Origin of the sequence: Terrabacter aerolatus, assembly GCF_007991735.1 — a bacterium.
Lineage (GTDB): Bacteria > Actinomycetota > Actinomycetes > Actinomycetales > Dermatophilaceae > Terrabacter > Terrabacter aerolatus.
In genome coordinates, this window is record NZ_BJYX01000001.1 from 272,769 (window position 1) to 292,665 (window position 19,897).

Sequence of the window (19,897 nt, forward strand, 5' to 3'; positions counted from 1 at the left end):
GCGTCCGGACGCTGCCTGTCGTCCGATTTAGCCGGATTCGGAGACGGTCAGGCGTAGAAGTCGGGCTTGGCGATCATCTCGATCTTGACGACGCCCTCGTCGGTGAGCGCACGCACGCCGGCATCGCAGACGCAGGCCGCGGCATACCCGTCCCACGACGTCGACCCCGTGTGCTCGCCGTGGGCCACGGCCGAGATCCACTCCTGGACCTCGGTGACGAACGCCCCCCAGAAGCGGTCGTTGTGGTCGCGGGCGATCGCGTTGCGCACCCCGACGCCGTCGCGTACGACGATGGCGTTCTGGTCCCCGAGGCTCACGGTCCCCTTCTCGGCGACGGCCTCGCAGCGGATGTCGTAGCCGAACTGGCAGTTGACGAAGATCTCGTCGTCGACCCGCACGCCCGACTCGGTCTCGAGGATGAGCACGAGCGGGTCCTGGAGGTGCTCGAAGCGCAGCGACGTCTTCTTCGGCTTGTCGACGCGCGCCGAGACGAACTCCTCGCCGAGCAGCCAGCGCATCGTGTCGACCTCGTGGATCGCCGTGTCGTTGATCGCCATGTCCCACGTGTAGTGCTCGGGCACCGTCGGGTTGCGGTGCGCGCAGTGGACCATGAGCGTCTCGCCGAGGTCGCCCGAGTCGAGCAGTGCCTTCATCTCGCGGTAGCTCCGGTCGAAGCGCCGCATGAACCCGACGGTCACCAGGCGCCGTCCGGCCGCCTGCTCGGCCTCCATGATCCGCAGCGCGGCCTCGGCCGTCGGCGTCAGCGGCTTCTCGCAGAAGACGGGCTTGCCGGCCGCGATCGCCGCCAGGACGTCGACCTCGTGGGCCGGGCCGTAGCTGCAGATCATGACGGCCTCGACCTCGTCGGCCGCGATGAGCTCGGCGGAGGTGGCGTATGCCGTCCCCTCGATCCGCGCGGCCACCTCGGCCGCTCGGGTCGGGTCGACGTCGCTCACGGCGACGACCCGACCGCCGGCGATGACGGTGTGGATGCGGTCGATGTGCGCCTGGCCCATGCCGCCGGGGCCGATCATGCCGATGCGTACGGTCATTGGTGTGACTCCTTCGTCATGGGGTGCAGCGGCTCAGCGGAGGCCGAGGCCGATGGAGGCGAGGTACTCGCGGGTCTGGATGGCGTTGGGCAGCGGCACGGACGGGTCGCACGGGTACATGTCCTGCTCGCACACGACGTAGAGCTCCTTGTCGAGGTCGGCGAGGGCCTCGACGAAGGCCGGCATGTCGGGCGCCCCGGCGGGCGGAGCGACCGAGCAGCCCTTGGCGACGGCGAGGCCGAACGGCCAGTCCTCGTCGTGGGCCTGCTTGACGAGCCCCTCGTCCATCGCCTTGATGTGGACGTAGGAGATGCGCTCGGGGTACCTGCGGCAGAGCTCCATCGGGTCGCCGCCGCCGTAGACGATGTGCCCGGTGTCGAGGCAGAAGCCGACGTAGTCGGGGTCGGTCGCCTGAAAGACGCGGTCGATGTCCTCGGGCGTCTCGATGTGGCTGTCGCCGTGCGGGTGGAGCACCATCTGGAGGCCGTAGTCCTCCTTCATGATGCGACCGAGCCTGTCGGCATTCGAGATGTAGGCGTTCCACGCCTCCGTCGACAGCACGCGGTCGTCGGTGTAGGCCCACGTCTTCTCGTCGCGGAACATCGGGGGCAGGTGCACGATGTACTCGGCCCCGACGGCAGCGTGCGTCTCGGCGATCTCGCGGAAGGTCTTCTCCGTGTCGGCCCAGGCCTCGGGCTTGTGCAGGATGCCCCAGCCGGTGCCGGCGACGACCTGGAAGCCGCGCTTGTCCATCTCCTCCTGCAGCCGCTTCGGATCCTTCGGGAAGTAGCCGAACGGCCCCGTCTCCATGACGGAGAAGCCGGCCTCGGCCATCTCGTCGAGCGCGGTCTCCCAGTGGATCTGCTTCTCGTCCTCGGGGAACCAGACACCCCACTGGTCGGGACAGACACCGATGGTCAGCTTGCTGTAGCGGTCGTCGGTGTTGCGGGCCTTGGACTCGGCCATGGTCGATCGTTCCTCTCGAGAAGTGGTGCGGGTCAGTCGTTCTGGGGGAAGCCGAGGTTGAGGCCGCCGTGGCTCGGGTCGAGCCAGCGCGAGGTGACGACCTTGCCGCGGGTGAAGAAGTGCACGCCCTCCATGCCGTGGGCGTGCGTGTCGCCGAAGAGTGAGTTCTTCCAGCCGCCGAAGGAGTAGTACGAGACCGGCACGGGGATCGGCACGTTGACGCCGACCATGCCGACCTCGACGTTGCGCTGGAACTTCCGGGCGGCGCCGCCGTCGTTGGTGAAGATCGCCGTGCCGTTGCCGTAGGGGTTGCTGTTGATGAGCTTCAGCCCCTCGTCGTAGGAGCCGACCCGCACGACCGACAGCACCGGCCCGAAGATCTCGTCGTCGTAGAGCGACATGCCCGGCTCGACGTGGTCGAAGAGGGTCGGCGCGAGGAAGTAGCCCTCGCCGTCGGAGTCGTAGGAGTCCTGGCGCCCGTCGACGACGAGGGTCGCACCCTCCGACACCCCGGCGTCGAGGTAGGAGGTCACCTTGTCGCGGTGCTGCGAGGTGACGAGCGGGCCCATGTCGCAGCCGCGCGTCCCGTCACCGGTGACGAGCTTGCCCATCCGGTCCTTGATCTTGGAGATCAGCTCGTCGGCGATGGGCTCCACGGCGACGAGGGCCGAGATCGCCATGCACCGCTCTCCCGCCGAGCCGAAGCCCGCGTTGACGGCGGCGTCGGCAGCGAGGTCGAGGTCGGCGTCGGGCAGGACGAGCATGTGGTTCTTCGCACCGCCGAGGGCCTGCACCCGCTTGCCCGCGGCGGTGCCCGTCTCGTAGACGTACTTCGCGATCGGGGTGGAGCCGACGAAAGAGACCGACTTGATGTCGGGGTGGGTCAGGAGCGCGTCCACGGCCTCCTTGTCACCGTTGACGACCTGCATGACGCCGTCGGGCAGCCCCGCCTCCTTCCAGAGCGCCGCGACCGCGAGAGCCGCCGAGGGGTCCTTCTCCGACGGCTTGAGCACGACGGCGTTGCCGCAGGCGATGGCGACGGGGATGAACCACATCGGCACCATGGCCGGGAAGTTGAACGGCGAGATGACGGCGACGACACCGAGCGGCTGCCGGATCGAGTAGACGTCGACGTTCGTCGAGGCGTTCTCCGAGAAGCCGCCGCGCATGAGCGTCGGGATGCCGCAAGCGAACTCGGCGACCTCGAGGCCCCGGGTCACCTCGCCGAGCGCGTCGGAGAGCACCTTGCCGTGCTCGGCCGTGATGAGCGCGGCGATGTCCTCCTTGCGGTCGTTGAGAAGCTCGCGGAAGGCGAAGAGCACGCCCGAGCGCTTGGCGAGCGACGCGTCGCCCCACTCCTCCCAGGCGGAGACGGCGGACCTGACGACCTCGTCGACGAGGGAGGCCGAGGCGAGGTCGAGCACGCCGGTCTGCTCCCCGGTCGCGGGGTTGAAGACGGGCGACGTGCGCTCGGCCGTGCCGGTCCAGGGCTGTCCGTCGATGAGGTGGGTGATGCGGGTGGGCGTGCTCATGGGAGTTTCCTTCTCTTGCAAACTGGTTCAGGGGTATGCCGGATGGCGGGGAGAGGTGCGCCCGCTCAGCGGCGGTACGGGGAGACGGCTGTCGGCGGGGTCGACCACGTGTCGAGGTAGGAGCGGATGGTGTCCCGCATGTAGGTGCTCGACTCGCGGGCCCGGTCCTCCCAGGCGAAGACGCAGGCGGTGACGATCCCGTCGAACCCGATGCGCTCGAGGCCGGCGAAGAACTGGCCGAAGTCGACCTCGCCCTGGCCGATGTCGAGGTGCTGGTGCACCGTGACCTGCGAGCCCGGCGGGTTGACGATGTAGCGCAGCCCCGACGACGCGGTGTGGTCGTAGGCGTCGGCCACGTGGACCATCGTCAGCAGGTCGCCGGCCTTGTCCATGATCCCGTCGGGGTCGTTGCCCTGGTGGAAGGTGTGCGGCGCGCAGTAGAGGAAGCTGACGTTCGGGCTGTTGATCCCCCTGATGATGTCGACGGCGCGCTTGCCGTCCTCCTCCCAGTCGTCGGGGTGCGGCTCGAGCACGAGCCGGATCCCCTCCTGCTCGAAGACGGGCAGCAGCTCCTCCATCGAGCGCCAGAACATCCGCTCGCACGTCGCCGCCTCGCGCGGGTTGCCGTTGAACTCGGAGTTCATCGTGTCGACCCCGAGCAGCGAGGCGATCTGGATGGCGCGCGTCCAGTAGCGCACGGCGGCCCGACGGTCCTCCTCGTCGGGACCGCTCCACCGGAAGAGGGGCAGCACCGACGACACCCCGACCCCGGCCGATCGCAGGGCCGTGCGGAAGGCCGCAACGCCGGCGTCGTCGACACGCGGGTGGTTGAAGAAGGGGATGAAGTCGTCGCGCGGCGACAGCTCGATCCACTCGTAGCCGAGCTCGGCCACGAGAGAGGGGAGCTCGAGCAGTGGCGTCTCACGGAACATGTAGGGGTCGAGGGCGAGCTTCATGTCAGGGACTCCGGGTGGGGGTTGGTGCCGACGGGAGCGATGAGCGGACGCTGGGTGGCCTTGTGGTCGACGTACTCCGCGTATGCCGTCCGCGTCGTGTCGAGGTCGCTGACCTCCGAGACCGGCACGTCCCACCACGACGCACTCTCGGGCGCGTGGACGAGCGGGTCGGTCTCGACGTGGATGACGACGGGTCCACCGTCGGCGGGGGCGGCCTTGGCCTCCTTGATCGCCTGGTGCAGCTCATCGAGGGAGTGCACCTCGATGACGTGGGCACCGAGGGACCGCGCGTTGGCGGCGAGGTCGACGGGCAGCACGTCCCCGTCGAGTCGACCCGAGTCCTCCCCGCGGAAGCGGTAGCTCGTGCCGAACCGCTGCGAGCCGAGCGACTCCGACAGCGAGCCGATGGAGTGGAAGCCGTGGTTCTGCACGAGGACGACGATCACCTTGACCCGCTCCTGCACCGCGGTGACGAGCTCGGTCGGCATCATGAGGTAGCCGCCGTCGCCGACCATGGCGAACACGTCGCGGGACTCGTCGGCGAGCCGGATGCCGATCGAGGCCGGGACCTCGTAGCCCATGCAGGAGTAGCCGTACTCCACGTGGTACGCCTTGCGGTCGCGCACCCGCCACAGCTTGTGGAGGTCGCCGGGCATCGACCCCGCCGCGCAGAGCACGACGTCGCGGGGGTCGCTCAGCTCGTTGACGGCGCCGAGCACCTGGCCCTGGGTCAGCAGGCCGGCGGCCAGGCGGTCGGTGACCTCCGGGGACGGGTGGAAGGCGGCCTCGACGGAGGTGTCCCACGCGGCCCACAGCGCGGCCTGGCGGGCCCGGTAGGCGTCGTCGACGGCATACCCCTGCAGGGCCGCCGTGAGCGCGGTCAGCGCCTCGCGGGCGTCGGCGACGACCGACAGGCCCGAGTGCTTGCCCGCGTCGAAGCGCGCCACGTTGACGTTGACGAAGCGGACCCCGCTGTCCTGGAACGCCGTCCGCGAGGCCGTGGTGAAGTCGCTCCACCGCGTGCCGATGCCGATGACGACGTCGGCCTCGGCGGCGAGCGCGTTGGCGGCCGTCGTGCCGGTCGAGCCGACGGCGCCCATCTCCTGCGGGTGTCCGTGCGGGAGCGAGCCCTTGCCGGCCTGCGACTCGCCGACGGGGATGCCGGTCGCCTCGCAGAACGCGCGCAGCGCCTCCTCGGCGCCCGAGTAGTGCACGCCGCCACCGGCGACGACGAGCGGCCGCCTCGCCGAGCGGATGACCGCTGCGGCGTCGGCGACGTCGACGGCCTCGGGCAGCGGACGCGCGACGCGCCAGGTGCGCGGCGCGAAGAGCTCGACGGGCCAGTCGTGGGCCTCCGCCTGCACGTCCTGCGGCAGCGAGATCGTCACGGCGCCCGTCTCGACGGGGTCGGTGAGCACCCGCATCGCGCCGAGCAGCGCCGACGGAAGCTGCTCCGGACGGCTGACCCGGTCGAAGAACCTCGACAGCGGGCGGAAGGCGTCGTTGACCGTCACGTCGGCGGCGTACGGCAGCTCGAGCTCCTGGAGCACGGGTGAGCTGACCCGGGTCGCGAAGGTGCCGGACGGCAGCAGCAGCACGGGGATCCGGTTGATCGTCGCCAGCGCCGCCCCGGTCAGCATGTTCGTCGAACCGGGCCCGACGGAGGCCGTGCACGCCCACGTCTGGAGGCGGTCCTTCTGGCGCGCGTAGGCGACGGACGTGTGAACCATCGCCTGCTCGTTGCGGGCCAGGACGTAGGGCAGGTGCTCCTGACCGTCGGCCAGCTCGTTCTGCAGCAGCGCCTGGCCGATCCCGGCGACGTTGCCGTGGCCGAAGATCCCGAAGCAGCCGGCGAAGAGCTTCTGCCGCTCCCCGTCCCGCTCGCTCCACTGGTTGGCGAGAAAGCGCACCACGGCCTGGGCCACGGTCAGGCGCACCGTCCCGGCCGCGCGGGTGTCGCTCGTCATCGAGCACCTCCAAGGGGAAGTCGGGGGTCGACCGGCTGGTCCGACCACGTGTCGCGGACCCAGCCGTGGGCCGGGTCGTCACAGATGAGCCAGGCCCGCTCGGTGCCGGGTCCGGCCATGACGTTGAGGTAGTAGAGGTCGTAGCCGGGGGCGGCCATCGCCGGGCCGTGCCAGCCGTGCGGCACGAGGACGACGTCGCCCGTGCGCACCTCGGCGAGCACGTCGATCGGCCGCTCGTCGGTGCCGTAGACCCGCTGGTAGCCGACCGGGCTCGCGCCCGCTGCCTCGGGCGCACCGGCCGACGGCGCGACCTCGAAGTAATAGATCTCCTCGAGCTCGGTCTCGACGCCCGGCCGATCCTCGTCGTGCTTGTGCGGTGGGTAGGAGCTCCAGTTGCCACCGGGGGTGACGACCTCGCAGGCGATGATCGAGTCGGCGTCGAGCACTCCCGGAGTGCCGAAGTTGCGCACCTCCCGTGAGGCCACGCCGGCCCCGCGCAGCTCGACGGGCACGTCGGCGACGTCCACGTGGCGGAACGGCGGCGTGTGCCGCTCCGCCGCGCGGGCGCCGCACACCGCGACCGAGGCCGGCCCGCCCTCTGCGGTCACCGTGAGGGCGCAGTCGCGACCGGCGTAGGCGACGTCGGTGGGTCCGGAGAAGACCGAGGCACGGCCGGCCAGGCGCGCCTCGTGCGCGCCCCCGTCGGCGTCGACGGCGGTGACGGACACCGACCCCGAGAGCGGCACGACGACATGCTCCCACTCGCCCGGCGCGATGGTGCGGGTCTCACCGGCAGCCAGCCCCACGGCATACAACCGGGTGTGCGACCAGCCGTCGACGCCGTCGTCGACGGCGACGGACCACTCCGTCGTGCTGGCGCTGCCCAGCGGGCGCACCCAGCGCTCGTTGTCGCTCACGCCGTGGCCCCGCTCCCGTGGACGAGGCCGGCCGCGATGTCGACCGCCGCGGCGACGTCCCCGTCGGGCGGGAAGAGCAGCGCGCGGCCGACGACGAGACCGCGCACGGCCGGCAGGTCCAGCGCGTGTCCCCACGAGGCGTACGTGTCGTGCGGGTCGCCCTGCGGGTCCCCGCCGAGGAGCAGGGTGGGCAGGGTCGTCGCGTCCATGACCCGGTCGAGCTCGTCGACGACGGGGAGCTTGAGCCACGTGTAGGCGCTCGACGCACCGAGGCCGGCGGCGATGTGGACCGACTTGATCGTGGAGTCGGGGTCGAGCTGGTTGACGACCCGGCCGCCCTCGCGGGTCGACAGGAACGGCTCGACCATGGCCATGACCTGGTGCTCGGCGAGCTCGGTGACGGCGCGGGCGCTCGCCTCGAGCGTCGCCACGGTGCCCGGGTCGTCGAGGCAGATCCGCGTCAGCATCTTGCCGCCATCGATGCCGCGCACCGCGATCTCGGACGCGGTGTAGGCGGTGAAGCGGTCGTCCAGCTCGAAGCTCGCGCCCTGCAGGCCCCCGCGGTTCATCGAGCCGATGGCCACCTTGTCGTCGAGCGCGCCGAGCAGGAGCAGGTCGTCGAGGATGTCCGGGGTCCCGAGCACGCCGTCGACGCCCGGGCGCTGGAGGGCGGTGACGAGGCGGTCGAGCAGGTCGCTGCGGCTCGCCATCGCGCTCCCCGCGCCGCGCACCCCGAGGGCTCCGCGGGCCGGGTGGTCGGCGGCGACGAGGAGCATGCGGCCGTCCTCGCGGACGAGCGGGCGGCGCCGGCGCGCGGCCCACGCCGCGGCGATGCGCCCGGGCTCGCGCACGCGGATCTCGGTCAGGTCGGCGACGGTCACGCGAGCGCTCTCGGGCTGCGTGGCGGGAGTGTCCTGGGTGGTGGTCATCGTGCCTCCTCGGCGATGGTGGCGAACGGGGCAGCGGGCCGGTCACGGGTGGCCAGTCGCTCCTCGACCTCGGCGGAGGTGGGCATCGCGGTCGAGCACTCGAGCTTGCTCGCGACGATGGCACCGGCGACGTTGGCGAACTCGAGGATGCGCCGCAGGTCCCAGCCCTCGAGCAGCCCGTGGCAGAGGGCTCCGCCGAACGCGTCCCCCGCACCGAGGCCGTTGACGACCTCGACGGGGAAGGGGGGCACCTCGACGCGCTGGCCACGGGTGGCGGCGAGCACCCCCTTGGGGCCCTGCTTGACGACGGCGAGCTCGACGCCGCGCTCGAGCAGCGCGTCGGCCGCCCGCTGCGGGTCGGTCTCGCCGACCGCGACCTCGCACTCCTCGCGGTTGCCGACGGCGACCGTGACGTGGGCGAGCGCACGCCCGACCTGCTCGCTCGCCCCCGCCGGGTCGGCCCAGAACATCGGCCGGTAGTCGAGGTCGAGCACGGTGTGCGCGCGCCGGCCGCGGGTCTCCCAGGCGCGGAAGTGCGCCGCCCGGCTCGGCTCCTGCGACAGCCCCGTGACGGTCGCCCAGTAGACGCCGGCGTCACGGATCGCCTCGAGGGGCAGCTCGTCCGGCTCGATCATGAGGTCCGGGGCGGTCGGGTAGCGGTAGAACCAGAGCGGGAAGTCGTCGGGCGGGAAGACCTCGCAGAAGGTGACGGGCGTCGGCGGGCCGGGCACGGCCGAGACGAAGGAGTCGTCGACGCCGAAGCCGCGCAGCGCCTCGTGGACGTAGCGGCCGAAGGCGTCCTGTCCGGTTCGCGTGACGAGGGCGACCCGGTGCCCGTGGCGGGCGGCCGCGACGCTGACGTTGGTCGCGCTGCCGCCGAGGAACTTCTGGAAGGTCTCCACCTTCTCGAGGCCGACACCGTGCTGGAGCGGGTAGATGTCGACACCCGTGCGCCCGATGGCGACGACGTCGTACGAGCCGTCGTGTGCCGGGTCGCCGGTCGCCGTGGTGGGGGTGGTCATCGTCGGCACGTCCTTCACAGACCGGGGATCTCGGTGAGCTCGACCGGGCGGTTCTCGCGGCGGGAGAGCTCGCAGGCCTCGGCGACCCGGAAGGCCTGGAGGGCGTCGTCCACGGTGCACGGCGAGGCGAGGGCGCCGCGGGCGACGGCGGCGAAGGCCGTCAGCTCGGCGCGGTAGGCCGGCAGGAAGCGCTCCATGAACGACCAGTGCCGGGGTCCCGAGGGGTAGGTCGCGCCGGGCTCGGCGGAGGTGACGGCGAGGGAGTCGTCGTAGCCGACCCCGAGGGTGCCGTCGCTGCCGAGGACCTCCATGCGCACGTCGTGGCCGCCACCGTTGTAGCGGGTCGCGGAGAGGTTGACGAGCGTGCCGTCGTCGAGGGTGAGGACGGCCGCGGCGGTGTCCACGTCGCCGGCCTCGGAGAAGAAGGCGGCACCCTTGTTGGCGCCGGTGGCGTAGACCGACGCGAACTCGCGACCGGTGACGAAGCGGATGATGTCGAAGTCGTGGATCGAGCAGTCGCGGAAGAGGCCACCGCTCGTCGGGATGTAGGCCGCGTGCGGCGGGGCCTGGTCGTGCGTCTGGGCGCGGATGCTGTGGAGGAAGCCGAGCTCGCCGCCGGACACGGCCTGCTGGGCCCGCTGGTAGCCGCGGTCGAAGCGGCGCTGGAAGCCGATGTGGACCGGAGTGCTCGTCGTGCGGACGAGCTGGGCGAGGGCGAGGGTCTCGTCGAGCGTCGCAGCGACGGGCTTCTCGCAGAAGGTCGGGACGCCGGCCTCGAGACCGAGGCGGATGAGGGGCGCGTGCCCCGGCGTCGCCGTCGCGATGACGAAGCCGTCGACACCGGAGGCGAGCAGCTCGGCCGGCGACGCGGCATACCCGACCTCGAGCTTGTCGGCGACGGCGCGGGCCGCGTCCGCGTCGAGGTCCGCGACGACGACCTCGTCGACGTCGGACAGGTCGCGGAGGGTCTCGGCGTGGAACGCCCCGATGCGGCCGACTCCGGCCAGTCCGATACGCATGTGCACTCCGTTGGGTGATCGCGGTGGGCGGCGGTCCGGGGGGTGGTCGCCGCGGGGTTCGGTCGACGAGCGCCAGGGCGACGTCGGCCTTCCGATGACGATCGTCGTGCCGGGGACCTCGTCGTGTCAAGCAAATGTTAGGACATTCTGATGTTTGATCAACCTCTTGACATGACGGTCGGGAGTGGCGCATCCTCCAATCGCTGGCACCGACGCCGGGACCGGCAGACATCGACTCCGATGTCCGCCCCGACGCAGGAGCCAGTGCGAGCACGGTGACCCACGACGTCGCCGGGGCCCGCTGAGATCACCGCGCACTTCTCGGGCGACCACCTCGACCCGGCACACCCCTTCAGCCCGCACCCCACGTGCCAGGCGGCACACGGCAGACGGGCACCACCTTGAGCGACGGAACGACCGTCGCAGAACGTCGCGCCACACCGGCGACCGGGCCACCGCGACGCAACGAAAGGAATCGACGATGACTCCGACTCGGACTCGCAGGAGCCTGACTGTCGTAGCCGGCCTGGCCACGGCCGCGGCCCTCGCCCTCGCCGCGTGCAGCGGCGGCGGAGCGCCTGCCACCAGCTCCACCGGTGGTGGCGGAGGCGGCGGCGCCGGAGACAACTCCGGCTACACCTTCGCCATGGTCACGCACGAGACCCCCGGCGACACCTTCTGGGACAAGATCAAGGCCGGCGCTCAGCAGGCGGCGAAGAACAACGGGATCACCCTCAAGTACTCCAACGACCCCGACCCCGCCAAGCAGGCCACCCTCATCCAGAACGCGGTCGACTCCAAGGTCGACGGGATCGCCACGACGCTGGCCACGCCAGACGCCCTCGCGGGCGCGGTCAAGTCGGCCAACGACGCGGGCATCCCCGTCGTCGCCTTCAACTCCGGCATCGACCAGTACCAGAAGGTCGGCGCCAAGATGTACTTCGGCTCCGACGAGACCCTCGCCGGCACGACGGCCGGCAAGCGGATCGCCGCCGCCGGCGGCAAGAAGGCGCTCTGCGTCATCCAGGCGTCCGGCTCGGTCGCCCTCGAGGCGCGCTGTGCCGGCGTCAAGGCCGGTCTCCCGGCCACCGAGAACATCCAGGTCAACGGCGCCGACGACCCCTCCGTGGTCTCGGCCCTGCAGGCCAAGCTCGCCCAGGACAGCTCGATCGACTACATCGTGACCCTCGGCGCACCGATCGCCCTCGACGCCCTCAAGGCGATGGACGCGGCCAGCAGCAAGGCCAAGCTCGTCACCTTCGACCTCAACGTCGACGCCGCGCAGGCCATCAAGGACAAGAAGATCGAGTTCTCGATCGACCAGCAGCCCTACGTCCAGGGCTACCTCGCCATCCAGGCGCTCTACCTCAACAAGAAGAACGGCAACGACATCGGTGGCGGCAAGGCCGTCCTGACCGGCCCGTCGTTCGTCGACTCGAGCAACATCGACCAGATCCTCCCGTTCGCCAAGAACAACACGCGCTGACCCACCGGGGCGACCGGCCCGGACCCCGGGCCGGTCGCCCTTCCCGCACTCCACTGCACGCTCGTCAACGGATCGGAGAGGTCCATGAGTCAAACCACCACGACGCCCCCCTCGGCGCCGGCAGAGGCGTCGAACCGGGTCACGCTCGGCTGGTCGAACCGCCTGCTGGCCCGGCCCGAGGTCGGGGCCCTCGTCGCAGCGATCGTCATCTTCATCTTCTTCCTCGTCGTCGCGCCGGCCTTCCGGTCGCCCGCGTCGTTCTTCACGGTGCTCTACCAGTCCTCCACCATCGGCATCGTCGCGGTGGCCGTGGGGATGCTCATGATCGGCGGCGAGTTCGACCTCTCCGCCGGCGTCATCGTCACCACGGCCGGACTCGTCAACGCGATGTTCTGCTACCAGCTCGGCATCAACCTCATCGTCGGCGCCGTGCTCTCGCTCGTCTTCAGCCTGCTCATCGGCTTCCTCAACGGCTACCTGGTGGTGAGGACCGGCATCCCGAGCTTCCTCATCACCCTGGGCACGTTCTTCGTGCTGCAGGGCGCCAACCTCGGCGTGACCAAGCTCGTCACGGGCTCGGTCTCGACCCCGAACATCAACCAGATGGCCGGCTACGGGACGCTCGACGCGATCTTCGCCTCGAGCTTCAAGATCGGCAGCGTCACCGTCGAGATCACCGTCATCTGGTGGTTCCTCTTCGTCGCGCTGTCCGCGTTCATCCTCCAGCGCACCCGCATCGGCAACTGGATCTACGCGGTCGGCGGCAACGCCGACTCCGCCCGCGCCGTCGGCGTCCCGGTCAAGGCCGTCAAGATCGGCCTCTTCATGACCGTCTCGTTCCTCGGCTGGTTCATCGGCATGCACACGCTCTACAAGTTCGACACGCTCCAGGCCGGCAACGGCATCGGCAACGAGTTCCTCTACATCATCGCCGCGGTCGTGGGCGGCACGCTGCTCACGGGGGGCTTCGGCAACGCCATCGGTGTCGCCATCGGCGCCTTCATCTTCGGCATGACGAGCCTCTGCATCGTGTATGCCGGTTGGGACCCCAACTGGTTCCGGGCCTTCCTCGGCGTCATGCTCCTGCTCGCCGTGATGGTCAACCTCTACGTCAAGCGACTCTCGACCGCCCGAAAGGTGGGCTGACATGACTGACACCCTGTCCGAGCACGCGGACCCGGGTCTCCACTCGGGCGAGCCGCTCATCGAGATGAAGGACGTCGGCAAGACCTACGGTGCCATCCGCGCCCTCAAGGGCATCAACCTCACGGTGCGTGCCGGAGAGGTGACGTGCGTGCTCGGCGACAACGGCGCCGGCAAGTCGACCCTCATCAAGATCATGGCCGGCCTGCACCCGCACAACGAGGGGACCATGAAGGTCGACGGCAAGGAGGTCTCGTTCGGGTCTCCGCGCGAGTCGCTCGACCACGGCATCGCCACGGTCTACCAGGACCTCGCCGTCGTCTCGCTCATGGAGGTGTGGCGCAACTTCTTCCTCGGGTCCGAGCTGACGAGCGGCAAGGGTCCGTTCGCCACCCTCCGGATCGCCGACATGAAGCGCATCGCCGACGAGGAGCTGCGCAAGATGGGCGTCGTCGTCAAGGACATCAACCAGCCCATCGGCACGCTCTCGGGCGGCCAGCGACAGTGCGTCGCGATCGCCCGGGCCGTCTACTTCGGCGCGCGCGTGCTCATCCTCGACGAGCCGACCGCGGCCCTCGGCGTCAAGCAGTCCGGCGTCGTGCTCAAGTACACGGCCGCCGCCCGCGACGCCGGTCTCGGCGTCGTCTTCATCACCCACAACCCGCACCACGCCTACCTCGTCGGCAACCACTTCGTCATCCTCAAGCTCGGCCAGGCCGTGCTCGACAAGAAGCGTGCCGACGTCGGTCTCGACGAGCTCACCCGCCAGATGGCCGGCGGTGACGAGCTCACCGAGCTCTCGCACGAGCTGCAGAAGTGAACGGGGTGGCGTCATGAGCGTCGCCGTCGCCCACCACACCCGCAGCTCGAGCGCGCTGGCCCTGCAGGAGGGAGCCCGCCAGGCGGCATACCGCGGGACCCACCTCGTCGTCATCCACGTCGTCGAGTCGCTCGACAACGACATCGCCGAGGCCAACAAGGCAGGGATCTCCGACGCCGTCGAGAACGCCCTCGACGCGGTGTGCCTGCCCGACCTCCAGTGGGACGTGCGCCTCGTCCCCGGGGGCCGGGACATCGCGGACGTCTCGGAGGCCATCCTGTCGACGGTGCGCGACCTCGGTCCGGACGTGCTCGTCATCGGGGCCCGGCGCCGGTCTCCCGTGGGGAAGGCCTTCCTCGGGAGCGTGGCGCAGAACATCATCCTCGACGCCGACGTGCCGATCCTGGTGGTCAAGAGCCCCCGGTGACGACGCCATGGTGTGCTGACATGAACACATTCGGTCATGACCAACTCGTCTCGATAGTGTGCCGTCATGCCCAACCCCGTTGACGTCCGCATCGACCGCGAGACGCCGGTCCCGCTCTACCACCAGCTCGCGCAGCAGCTGAGCGCGGCGATCGCGAGCGGGCAGCTCCAGCCGGGTGACGCCTTCGAGAACGAGGTCGCCATGGCCGACCGGCTCGGGCTGTCCCGGCCGACGGTGCGGCGGGCCATCCAGGAGCTCGTCGGCCAGGGGCTGCTGCTGCGGCGGCGCGGTCTCGGCACGACCGTCGCGGGGCGCCAGATCCACCGGCGCGCCGAGCTGACGAGCCTCTACGACGACCTGAGGCGCGAGGGGTCGGGAGATCCCCGCACCCAGGTGCTGACGCACGAGGTGACGTGTGACGAGGTGGCGGCGGCGGCCCTGGGGCTGCCGGCCGACACCCCCCTGCTCAAGCTCGTCCGCCTCCGCCTCGACGGCGACCGGCCGCTCGCGATCCTGCGCAACTGGCTGCCGCCCGCCTACTCCGACATCAGCCGCGAGGACCTCGAGCGCGACGGCCTCTACGCGCTGCTGCGAGCGCGGGGCGGCAAGCCGGTCGTCGCGCACCAGCGCATCGGGGCCCGTCCTCCGTCGGCGGCCGAGCGCAAGCACCTGAACCTCACCCCGTCGCAGCCGGTCCTGACGATGTCGCGCACCGCGTTCGACTCCGTCGGTGGGCCCGTCGAGTACGGCGACCACTGCTACCGCGCCCAGGACTACTCCATCGAGGTCATGCTCGACGAGCGCTGACCCCTCCCGACCCGAGAAGGTATGCCGTGTCGATCCCTTCGCTGCCCGACGCCCTTCCCGGGCCGCGCCGTCCACGGCCCTCGTCCGTGCCGAGCCTGCGCTGGGGCGTGCTCGGCACCGGCTGGATCGCCTCTCGCTTCGTCGCGTCGTTGCAGGCCTCGACGACGCAGCAGGTCGTGGCCGTCGGGTCTCGGACCCAGGCCTCGGCCGACGCGTTCGCGGCGTCGCTCGGCATCGCGCGCGCCCATGCCTCCGCCGAGGCGCTCGTGGCGGACGCGGAGGTCGACGTCGTCTACGTCGCGACGCCCCACCACCTCCATCTGGCGGGGGCGCTGCTCGCGGTGGGAGCCGGCAAGCACGTGCTCGTCGAGAAGCCGCTGGGCCTGAACGCCGCTGAGGCGCAGGCGATCTCGGACGCGGCCGCACGCGCAGGCGTCTTCTGCATGGAGGCGATGTGGACGCTCCTCCTGCCGCGCTTCGACGTCGTGCGGCAGGTGCTCGACGCCGGGCTGCTCGGCGACGTGCGCACCGTCCTGGCCGACCACGGTGAGCACTTCGAGTGGCCGCACCGGATCCTCGACCCGGCCCTGGCCGGGGGCTCGCTCCTCGACCTCGGCACCTACGTCACGACGCTCGCGACCTGGGCCCTCGGACCGGCGACCACGGTGCAGGCGACGGGCGAGATGACCGGCACCGGCGTCAACGGCCAGGCCGCGATGGTGCTGACCCACGCCGGCGACGCGACGAGCGTGCTCCACTCGACGCTGCTCACGCGTACGCCCACGGCTGCCACGATCGCGGGCACGGCGGCCACGCTGACCCTGCCCGGTCCGTTCTTCGTGCCCGGCGACGTCGTCGTCACCTCGGCCGACGGATCACGCTCGGTGACGTGGACCGACCCCGAGCCCATCGGCCACGGCGCCCTCTTCCACTCCGCGCTCGAGGTCGCCCACTGCGTCGGCGAGGGCCTGCTCGAGTCCCCGCTGCACCCCGCCGCGGCGGCCCGGACCAACCTCGCCGCCCTCGACGAGGTCACCCGCCAGCTCGGCGTCACCTACGCCCCGACCCCGGCCCCCACCCCCAACACGTCGAGTGGGCACGGTGCTGCGGGTTGTTGACCGCCGGCTGTGCACAGACTGCGACGAAGTGCCCACTCGACGTGGTGGAGGTGAGGGAGCGGGGGTGGCGACGGGCGCACCCGACGGTCAGGCGACGGGGGTCAGGACGTCCTTGCCGAGGAAGGGGCGCAGCGCCTCGGGCACACGGACCGAGCCGTCCGCCTGCTGGTGGTTCTCGAGGATCGCGACGAGCCAACGCGTCGTGCCGAGCGTGCCGTTGAGCGTGGCGACGGCGCGGGTGCCCGAGCCGTTCGGGTCGCGCTCACGCGTGTTCAGCCGGCGGGCCTGGTACGTCGTGCAGTTCGACGTCGAGGTCAGCTCGCGGAACTTGCCCTGCGTCGGCACCCACGCCTCGCAGTCGAACTTTCGGGCCGCGGGACCACCGAGGTCACCGGCCGCCGTGTCGATGATGCGGTAGGGCACCTCGATCTTGGCGAGCATCTCGCGCTCCCACGCCAGCAGCCGCTGGTGCTCGGCCTCGGCGTCCTCGGGACGGCAGTAGCTGAACATCTCGACCTTGTGGAACTGGTGCACGCGGATGATGCCGCGGGTGTCCTTGCCGTGCGACCCGGCCTCACGGCGGTAGCAGGCCGACCACCCGGCATACCTCTTCGGTCCGGCCGTGAGGTCGATGATCTCGTCCGAGTGGTAGCCGGCGAGGGCGACCTCCGAGGTGCCGGTGAGGTAGAGGTCGTCGGCCTCGAGGCGGTAGACCTCGTCGGCGTGCGCGTCCATGAAGCCGGCGCCGACCATGATCTCCGGGCGCGCGAGCGTCGGGGTGATCATCGGCGTGAAGCCGGCTGCGGTGGCCTGGGCCATCGCCATGTTGAGCAGCGCCAGCTCGAGCATCGCGCCCACGCCGGTGAGGTAGTAGAAGCGTGCACCGCCGACCTTGGCGCCACGCTCCATGTCGATCGCGCCGAGCTTCTCGCCGAGCGCGAGGTGGTCGAGCGGCTCGAAGCCCTCGGCCGCGAAGTCGCGCGGCGTGCCGACGGTCTCGAGCACGACGTAGTCGTCCTCACCACCGACCGGGACGCCGTTGATGATGACGTTGCCGACCCGGCGCAGCAGCCGGCCGAGCTCGGCCCCCGCCTCGTCGGCGTCGCTCTCGAGTGCCTTGACCTGCTCGCTCAGCGTGCCGGCGTGCACCCGAGCCTCGTGCGCCACCTTCTCGAGGTGGTCGGCATCGGGCGCGCCCGACTTCTTCGCCTTCTGGAAGGCGCCCATGGCGGCACCGACCGACTTGCTGATGGTCTTCTGCTCGGCGCGCAGCTTCTCGAACTCGCCGAGGGACGATCGACGGCGCTCGTCGGCAGCGAGGATCGCGTCCACGATCCCCGGGTCCTCACCACGGGCCTGTTGCGAGGCGCGGACCCGGTCGGGTTCGTCGCGCACGAGCTTGATGTCGATCACGCGGGCCAGCCTATCCGCGCGGCCCTGCGCCCCACGACCGAGATCCGCCGTGACGGCCGGGCCACGGGGTCCGGCCCGCCCGGTTCACTCGGGGCGGATGAGGGCGTATGCCGTCACGGCGTCCTCGGGGAGGCCACGGACGTCGATCTGGACCCGCCCGGCCGGCAGGCCGAGGTGGACGGTGCGCTGGACCGCCCCGTCGCAGGGGAACGGCCGGGAGTAGAGCGGCTCGCCGTGACCCCACGTGCCCGGCGCCGCGTCGTAGACGGCATAGCTCGTGCCGTCCGTCGGGCGACCGGCCGCGCACGCCACCTCGACGGTGTAGGTGCGGCCCTCGACCACCGGCACGCCCGCCACGTTGCGGAACGCCTTGCCCGCACCCTGCCTCGTGACGACGACCCGGGCCACCTCGCCGGCGATCGGCGCCGGCACCCGGACGACGGGCGGCGGCCCGGGGTCGACAGGGGTGAGGGAGACGTCGGGGGTGGCGCTCAGGGCCGACCCGGCGCCCGTGGGCGCGACGGGCTCGGCGCCGCCGCTCGTGCACCCGGCCACGACCGACCCCGGGACGAGCACGAGCAGCGCCACGACCACGCCACGGATGCTTCGCACATGCCGACTCTAGGCGTGTTCCCAGCCGATGGCGGTCGAGTGGGTATGGCCCCGGTACAGACGTCGAAGGAGCACCAGATGAGCGACAGCACGCAGTCCCGCCAGTCGATCGAGACCGCACCGAGCCCGGAGGCCGAGCTCGGCTCCCACACCGAGACCGGGGCCCCGGCACCGAGCGACCGCAACTCGCTGACGGTCGGCCCGGACGGCCCGATCCTGCTGCACGACCACCACTTCCTCAACCAGATGGCGCACTTCAACCGGGAGCGCATCCCGGAGCGCAACGTCCACGCCAAGGGCTCGGGCGCCTTCGGCACGTTCGAGACGACCGAGGACGTGTCGGCCTACACCAAGGCCGCGCTCTTCCAGAAGGGCGTCAGCACCGAGATGCTCGCGCGCTTCTCGACCGTCGCCGGCGAGCAGGGCAGCCCCGACACGTGGCGCGACCCCCGCGGCTTCGCGCTGAAGTTCTACACGACCGAGGGCAACTACGACCTCGTCGGCAACAACACGCCCGTCTTCTTCATCCGCGACACGATGAAGTTCCCGCACTTCATCCGCAGCCAGAAGCGTCGTGGCGGCTCGGGCCTGCGGGACAACCACATGCAGTGGGACTTCTGGAGCCTCAACCCCGAGTCGGCGCACCAGGTCACCTACCTCATGGGTGACCGCGGCATCCCGAAGACCTTCCGCCACATGAACGGCTACGGCAGCCACACCTTCCTCTGGATCAACGAGGCCGGCGAGAAGCACTGGGTGAAGTACCACTTCCACAGCAACCAGGGCGTCGAGGGCCTGACCGGCGCCGAGGCCGAGCGCATCGCCGGGCAGGACGCCGACCACCACCGCCGTGACCTCCACGACGCCATCGAGGCGGGCGACTTCCCGAGCTGGACGCTGTCGATCCAGGCGATGCCCTACGAGGACGCGAAGACCTACCACCTCAACCCGTTCGACCTGACGAAGGTGTGGCCGCACAGCGACTACCCCCTCATCCCGGTCGGCACGATGACCTTGAACCGCAACCCCGACAACTTCTTCGCCCAGATCGAGCAGGCGGCCTTCGAGCCGTCGGCCACGGTGCCGGGCATCGGCTTCTCACCGGACAAGATGCTGCTCGGCCGTGTCTTCGCCTACAGCGACACGCACCGCTACCGCATCGGCCCGAACTACCTCCAGCTGCCGGTCAACCGTCCCCGCGTCGAGGGCCTCAACACCTACACGCAGGACGGCCCGATGGCCTACGACCACCACGGCGACCAGCCCGTCTACGCACCGAACAGCGAGGGCCGCGGCTACGCCGACACCGTCGGTGAGGTCGAGGAGGGCTGGGAGACCGACGGCGCCATGGTGCGCCAGGCCTACACGCTGCGCGAGGACGACGACGACTTCAGCCAGGCGGGCCTGCTCGTTCGGGAGGTCTGGGACGACGCGCAGCGAGAGGCGTTCACCGAGACCGTCGCAGGCCACCTGCTCGGCGGCGTGAGGTCGCCGGTGCTCGAGCGCGCCTTCGACTACTGGAAGAGCGTCGACGCCGAGACGGGCAAGCAGATCGAGGAGCTCGTCCGCGCCGGCCTCGGCGGCGCGAACCCCGGCGGCGACGCCGACGACGCCAAGGTCGTCACGGAGCCGATCGTCGAGTCGAGGACGAACGCCGCCAGCTGAGCGGGCTCTTCGCCCCAGCACCACGAAGAGGTATGCCGTGTGCCCC

18 protein-coding genes are annotated in these 19,897 nt (G+C 70.8%); 7 read left to right on the top strand and 11 right to left on the bottom strand.

Annotated features, from left to right (window positions below; all coding sequences use genetic code 11):
- Window positions 1-47 precede the first annotated feature (47 nt).
- From TAE01_RS01335 to TAE01_RS01375, 9 genes are all read right to left on the bottom strand, one after another.
- The gene (locus TAE01_RS01335) at window positions 48-1,052 is read right to left on the bottom strand and encodes a Gfo/Idh/MocA family protein (RefSeq protein WP_147062590.1); all 1,005 of its coding nucleotides are present in this window, start codon (window positions 1,050-1,052) and stop codon (window positions 48-50) included.
- Between the two features lie 33 nt (window positions 1,053-1,085).
- Window positions 1,086-2,018, bottom strand: a complete 933-nt coding sequence (locus TAE01_RS01340) for a TIM barrel protein (protein WP_147062591.1) — start codon at window positions 2,016-2,018, stop codon at window positions 1,086-1,088.
- A gap of 32 nt (window positions 2,019-2,050) precedes the next feature.
- Window positions 2,051-3,550, bottom strand: a complete 1,500-nt coding sequence (locus TAE01_RS01345) for a CoA-acylating methylmalonate-semialdehyde dehydrogenase (protein WP_147062593.1) — start codon at window positions 3,548-3,550, stop codon at window positions 2,051-2,053.
- Between the two features lie 65 nt (window positions 3,551-3,615).
- Complete coding sequence (locus TAE01_RS01350) at window positions 3,616-4,506, bottom strand: sugar phosphate isomerase/epimerase family protein (RefSeq protein WP_147062595.1); 891 nt, start codon at window positions 4,504-4,506, stop codon at window positions 3,616-3,618.
- The gene (gene iolD, locus TAE01_RS01355) at window positions 4,503-6,473 is read right to left on the bottom strand and encodes a 3D-(3,5/4)-trihydroxycyclohexane-1,2-dione acylhydrolase (decyclizing) (RefSeq protein ID WP_147062597.1); all 1,971 of its coding nucleotides are present in this window, start codon (window positions 6,471-6,473) and stop codon (window positions 4,503-4,505) included. The genes TAE01_RS01350 and iolD overlap by 4 nt, the downstream gene beginning before the upstream one ends.
- Complete coding sequence (gene iolB, locus TAE01_RS01360; protein WP_147062599.1) at window positions 6,470-7,390, bottom strand: 5-deoxy-glucuronate isomerase; 921 nt, start codon at window positions 7,388-7,390, stop codon at window positions 6,470-6,472. Before iolB ends, iolD begins: the two co-directional genes overlap by 4 nt.
- Window positions 7,387-8,319 (bottom strand): Cgl0159 family (beta/alpha)8-fold protein, encoded by a 933-nt coding sequence (locus tag TAE01_RS01365; protein ID WP_147062601.1) that lies wholly within the window; start codon window positions 8,317-8,319, stop codon window positions 7,387-7,389. The genes iolB and TAE01_RS01365 overlap by 4 nt, the downstream gene beginning before the upstream one ends.
- Window positions 8,316-9,341, bottom strand: a complete 1,026-nt coding sequence (gene iolC, locus TAE01_RS01370) for a 5-dehydro-2-deoxygluconokinase (RefSeq protein WP_147062603.1) — start codon at window positions 9,339-9,341, stop codon at window positions 8,316-8,318. Before iolC ends, TAE01_RS01365 begins: the two co-directional genes overlap by 4 nt.
- A 14-nt stretch (window positions 9,342-9,355) precedes the next feature.
- Complete coding sequence (locus TAE01_RS01375; RefSeq protein WP_147062605.1) at window positions 9,356-10,360, bottom strand: Gfo/Idh/MocA family protein; 1,005 nt, start codon at window positions 10,358-10,360, stop codon at window positions 9,356-9,358.
- Window positions 10,361-10,841: 481 nt separating this feature from the next.
- Between TAE01_RS01375 and TAE01_RS01380 the strand changes: the two genes are divergently transcribed.
- From TAE01_RS01380 to TAE01_RS01405, 6 genes are all read left to right on the top strand, one after another.
- Complete coding sequence (locus TAE01_RS01380; protein WP_147062607.1) at window positions 10,842-11,846, top strand: substrate-binding domain-containing protein; 1,005 nt, start codon at window positions 10,842-10,844, stop codon at window positions 11,844-11,846.
- Window positions 11,847-11,930: 84 nt separating this feature from the next.
- Window positions 11,931-12,992 carry an ABC transporter permease gene (locus TAE01_RS01385; protein WP_147062609.1) on the top strand — a complete coding sequence of 354 codons (1,062 nt, stop codon included), beginning with the start codon at window positions 11,931-11,933 and terminating at the stop codon, window positions 12,990-12,992.
- Window position 12,993: 1 nt separating this feature from the next.
- Window positions 12,994-13,809: an ATP-binding cassette domain-containing protein gene (locus TAE01_RS01390; protein ID WP_147062611.1), complete on the top strand. Its 816-nt coding sequence runs from the start codon at window positions 12,994-12,996 to the stop codon at window positions 13,807-13,809.
- A gap of 13 nt (window positions 13,810-13,822) precedes the next feature.
- On the top strand, window positions 13,823-14,236 hold the full coding sequence (locus TAE01_RS01395; RefSeq protein ID WP_147062613.1) for a universal stress protein: 414 nt from the start codon (window positions 13,823-13,825) through the stop codon (window positions 14,234-14,236).
- Between the two features lie 66 nt (window positions 14,237-14,302).
- The gene (locus tag TAE01_RS01400) at window positions 14,303-15,043 is read left to right on the top strand and encodes a GntR family transcriptional regulator (protein WP_147062614.1); all 741 of its coding nucleotides are present in this window, start codon (window positions 14,303-14,305) and stop codon (window positions 15,041-15,043) included.
- Between the two features lie 26 nt (window positions 15,044-15,069).
- A complete protein-coding gene (locus TAE01_RS01405) occupies window positions 15,070-16,161 on the top strand; it encodes a Gfo/Idh/MocA family protein (RefSeq protein ID WP_246111064.1) in 1,092 nt (363 codons plus the stop codon).
- An 87-nt stretch (window positions 16,162-16,248) separates the two neighbouring features.
- On the opposite strand, the gene serS is transcribed toward TAE01_RS01405, so the two are convergent.
- Together serS and TAE01_RS01415 are read right to left on the bottom strand one after the other, a co-directional pair.
- On the bottom strand, window positions 16,249-17,574 hold the full coding sequence (gene serS, locus TAE01_RS01410; protein WP_147062616.1) for a serine--tRNA ligase: 1,326 nt from the start codon (window positions 17,572-17,574) through the stop codon (window positions 16,249-16,251).
- Window positions 17,575-17,658: 84 nt separating this feature from the next.
- Complete coding sequence (locus tag TAE01_RS01415) at window positions 17,659-18,186, bottom strand: hypothetical protein (RefSeq protein WP_147062618.1); 528 nt, start codon at window positions 18,184-18,186, stop codon at window positions 17,659-17,661.
- 78 nt (window positions 18,187-18,264) lie between these two features.
- Here TAE01_RS01415 and TAE01_RS01420 point away from each other — a divergent pair, with 78 nt between their 5' ends.
- The gene (locus tag TAE01_RS01420; RefSeq protein ID WP_246111065.1) at window positions 18,265-19,851 is read left to right on the top strand and encodes a catalase; all 1,587 of its coding nucleotides are present in this window, start codon (window positions 18,265-18,267) and stop codon (window positions 19,849-19,851) included.
- Window positions 19,852-19,897: the final 46 nt, after the last annotated feature.

Excerpts from the sequence above, each read along its gene's own strand:
- TAE01_RS01335 (WP_147062590.1), bottom strand. The coding sequence starts at position 1,052 with ATGACCGTACGCATCGGCATGATCGGCCCCGGCGGCATGGGCCAGGCG.
- TAE01_RS01340 (WP_147062591.1), bottom strand. The coding sequence starts at position 2,018 with ATGGCCGAGTCCAAGGCCCGCAACACCGACGACCGCTACAGCAAGCTG.
- TAE01_RS01345 (WP_147062593.1), bottom strand. The coding sequence starts at position 3,550 with ATGAGCACGCCCACCCGCATCACCCACCTCATCGACGGACAGCCCTGG.
- TAE01_RS01350 (WP_147062595.1), bottom strand. The coding sequence starts at position 4,506 with ATGAAGCTCGCCCTCGACCCCTACATGTTCCGTGAGACGCCACTGCTC.
- iolD (WP_147062597.1), bottom strand. The coding sequence starts at position 6,473 with ATGACGAGCGACACCCGCGCGGCCGGGACGGTGCGCCTGACCGTGGCC.
- TAE01_RS01365 (WP_147062601.1), bottom strand. The coding sequence starts at position 8,319 with ATGACCACCACCCAGGACACTCCCGCCACGCAGCCCGAGAGCGCTCGC.
- iolC (WP_147062603.1), bottom strand. The coding sequence starts at position 9,341 with ATGACCACCCCCACCACGGCGACCGGCGACCCGGCACACGACGGCTCG.
- TAE01_RS01375 (WP_147062605.1), bottom strand. The coding sequence starts at position 10,360 with ATGCGTATCGGACTGGCCGGAGTCGGCCGCATCGGGGCGTTCCACGCC.
- TAE01_RS01380 (WP_147062607.1), top strand. The coding sequence starts at position 10,842 with ATGACTCCGACTCGGACTCGCAGGAGCCTGACTGTCGTAGCCGGCCTG.
- TAE01_RS01385 (WP_147062609.1), top strand. The coding sequence starts at position 11,931 with ATGAGTCAAACCACCACGACGCCCCCCTCGGCGCCGGCAGAGGCGTCG.
- TAE01_RS01390 (WP_147062611.1), top strand. The coding sequence starts at position 12,994 with ATGACTGACACCCTGTCCGAGCACGCGGACCCGGGTCTCCACTCGGGC.
- TAE01_RS01395 (WP_147062613.1), top strand. The coding sequence starts at position 13,823 with ATGAGCGTCGCCGTCGCCCACCACACCCGCAGCTCGAGCGCGCTGGCC.
- TAE01_RS01400 (WP_147062614.1), top strand. The coding sequence starts at position 14,303 with ATGCCCAACCCCGTTGACGTCCGCATCGACCGCGAGACGCCGGTCCCG.
- TAE01_RS01420 (WP_246111065.1), top strand. The coding sequence starts at position 18,265 with ATGAGCGACAGCACGCAGTCCCGCCAGTCGATCGAGACCGCACCGAGC.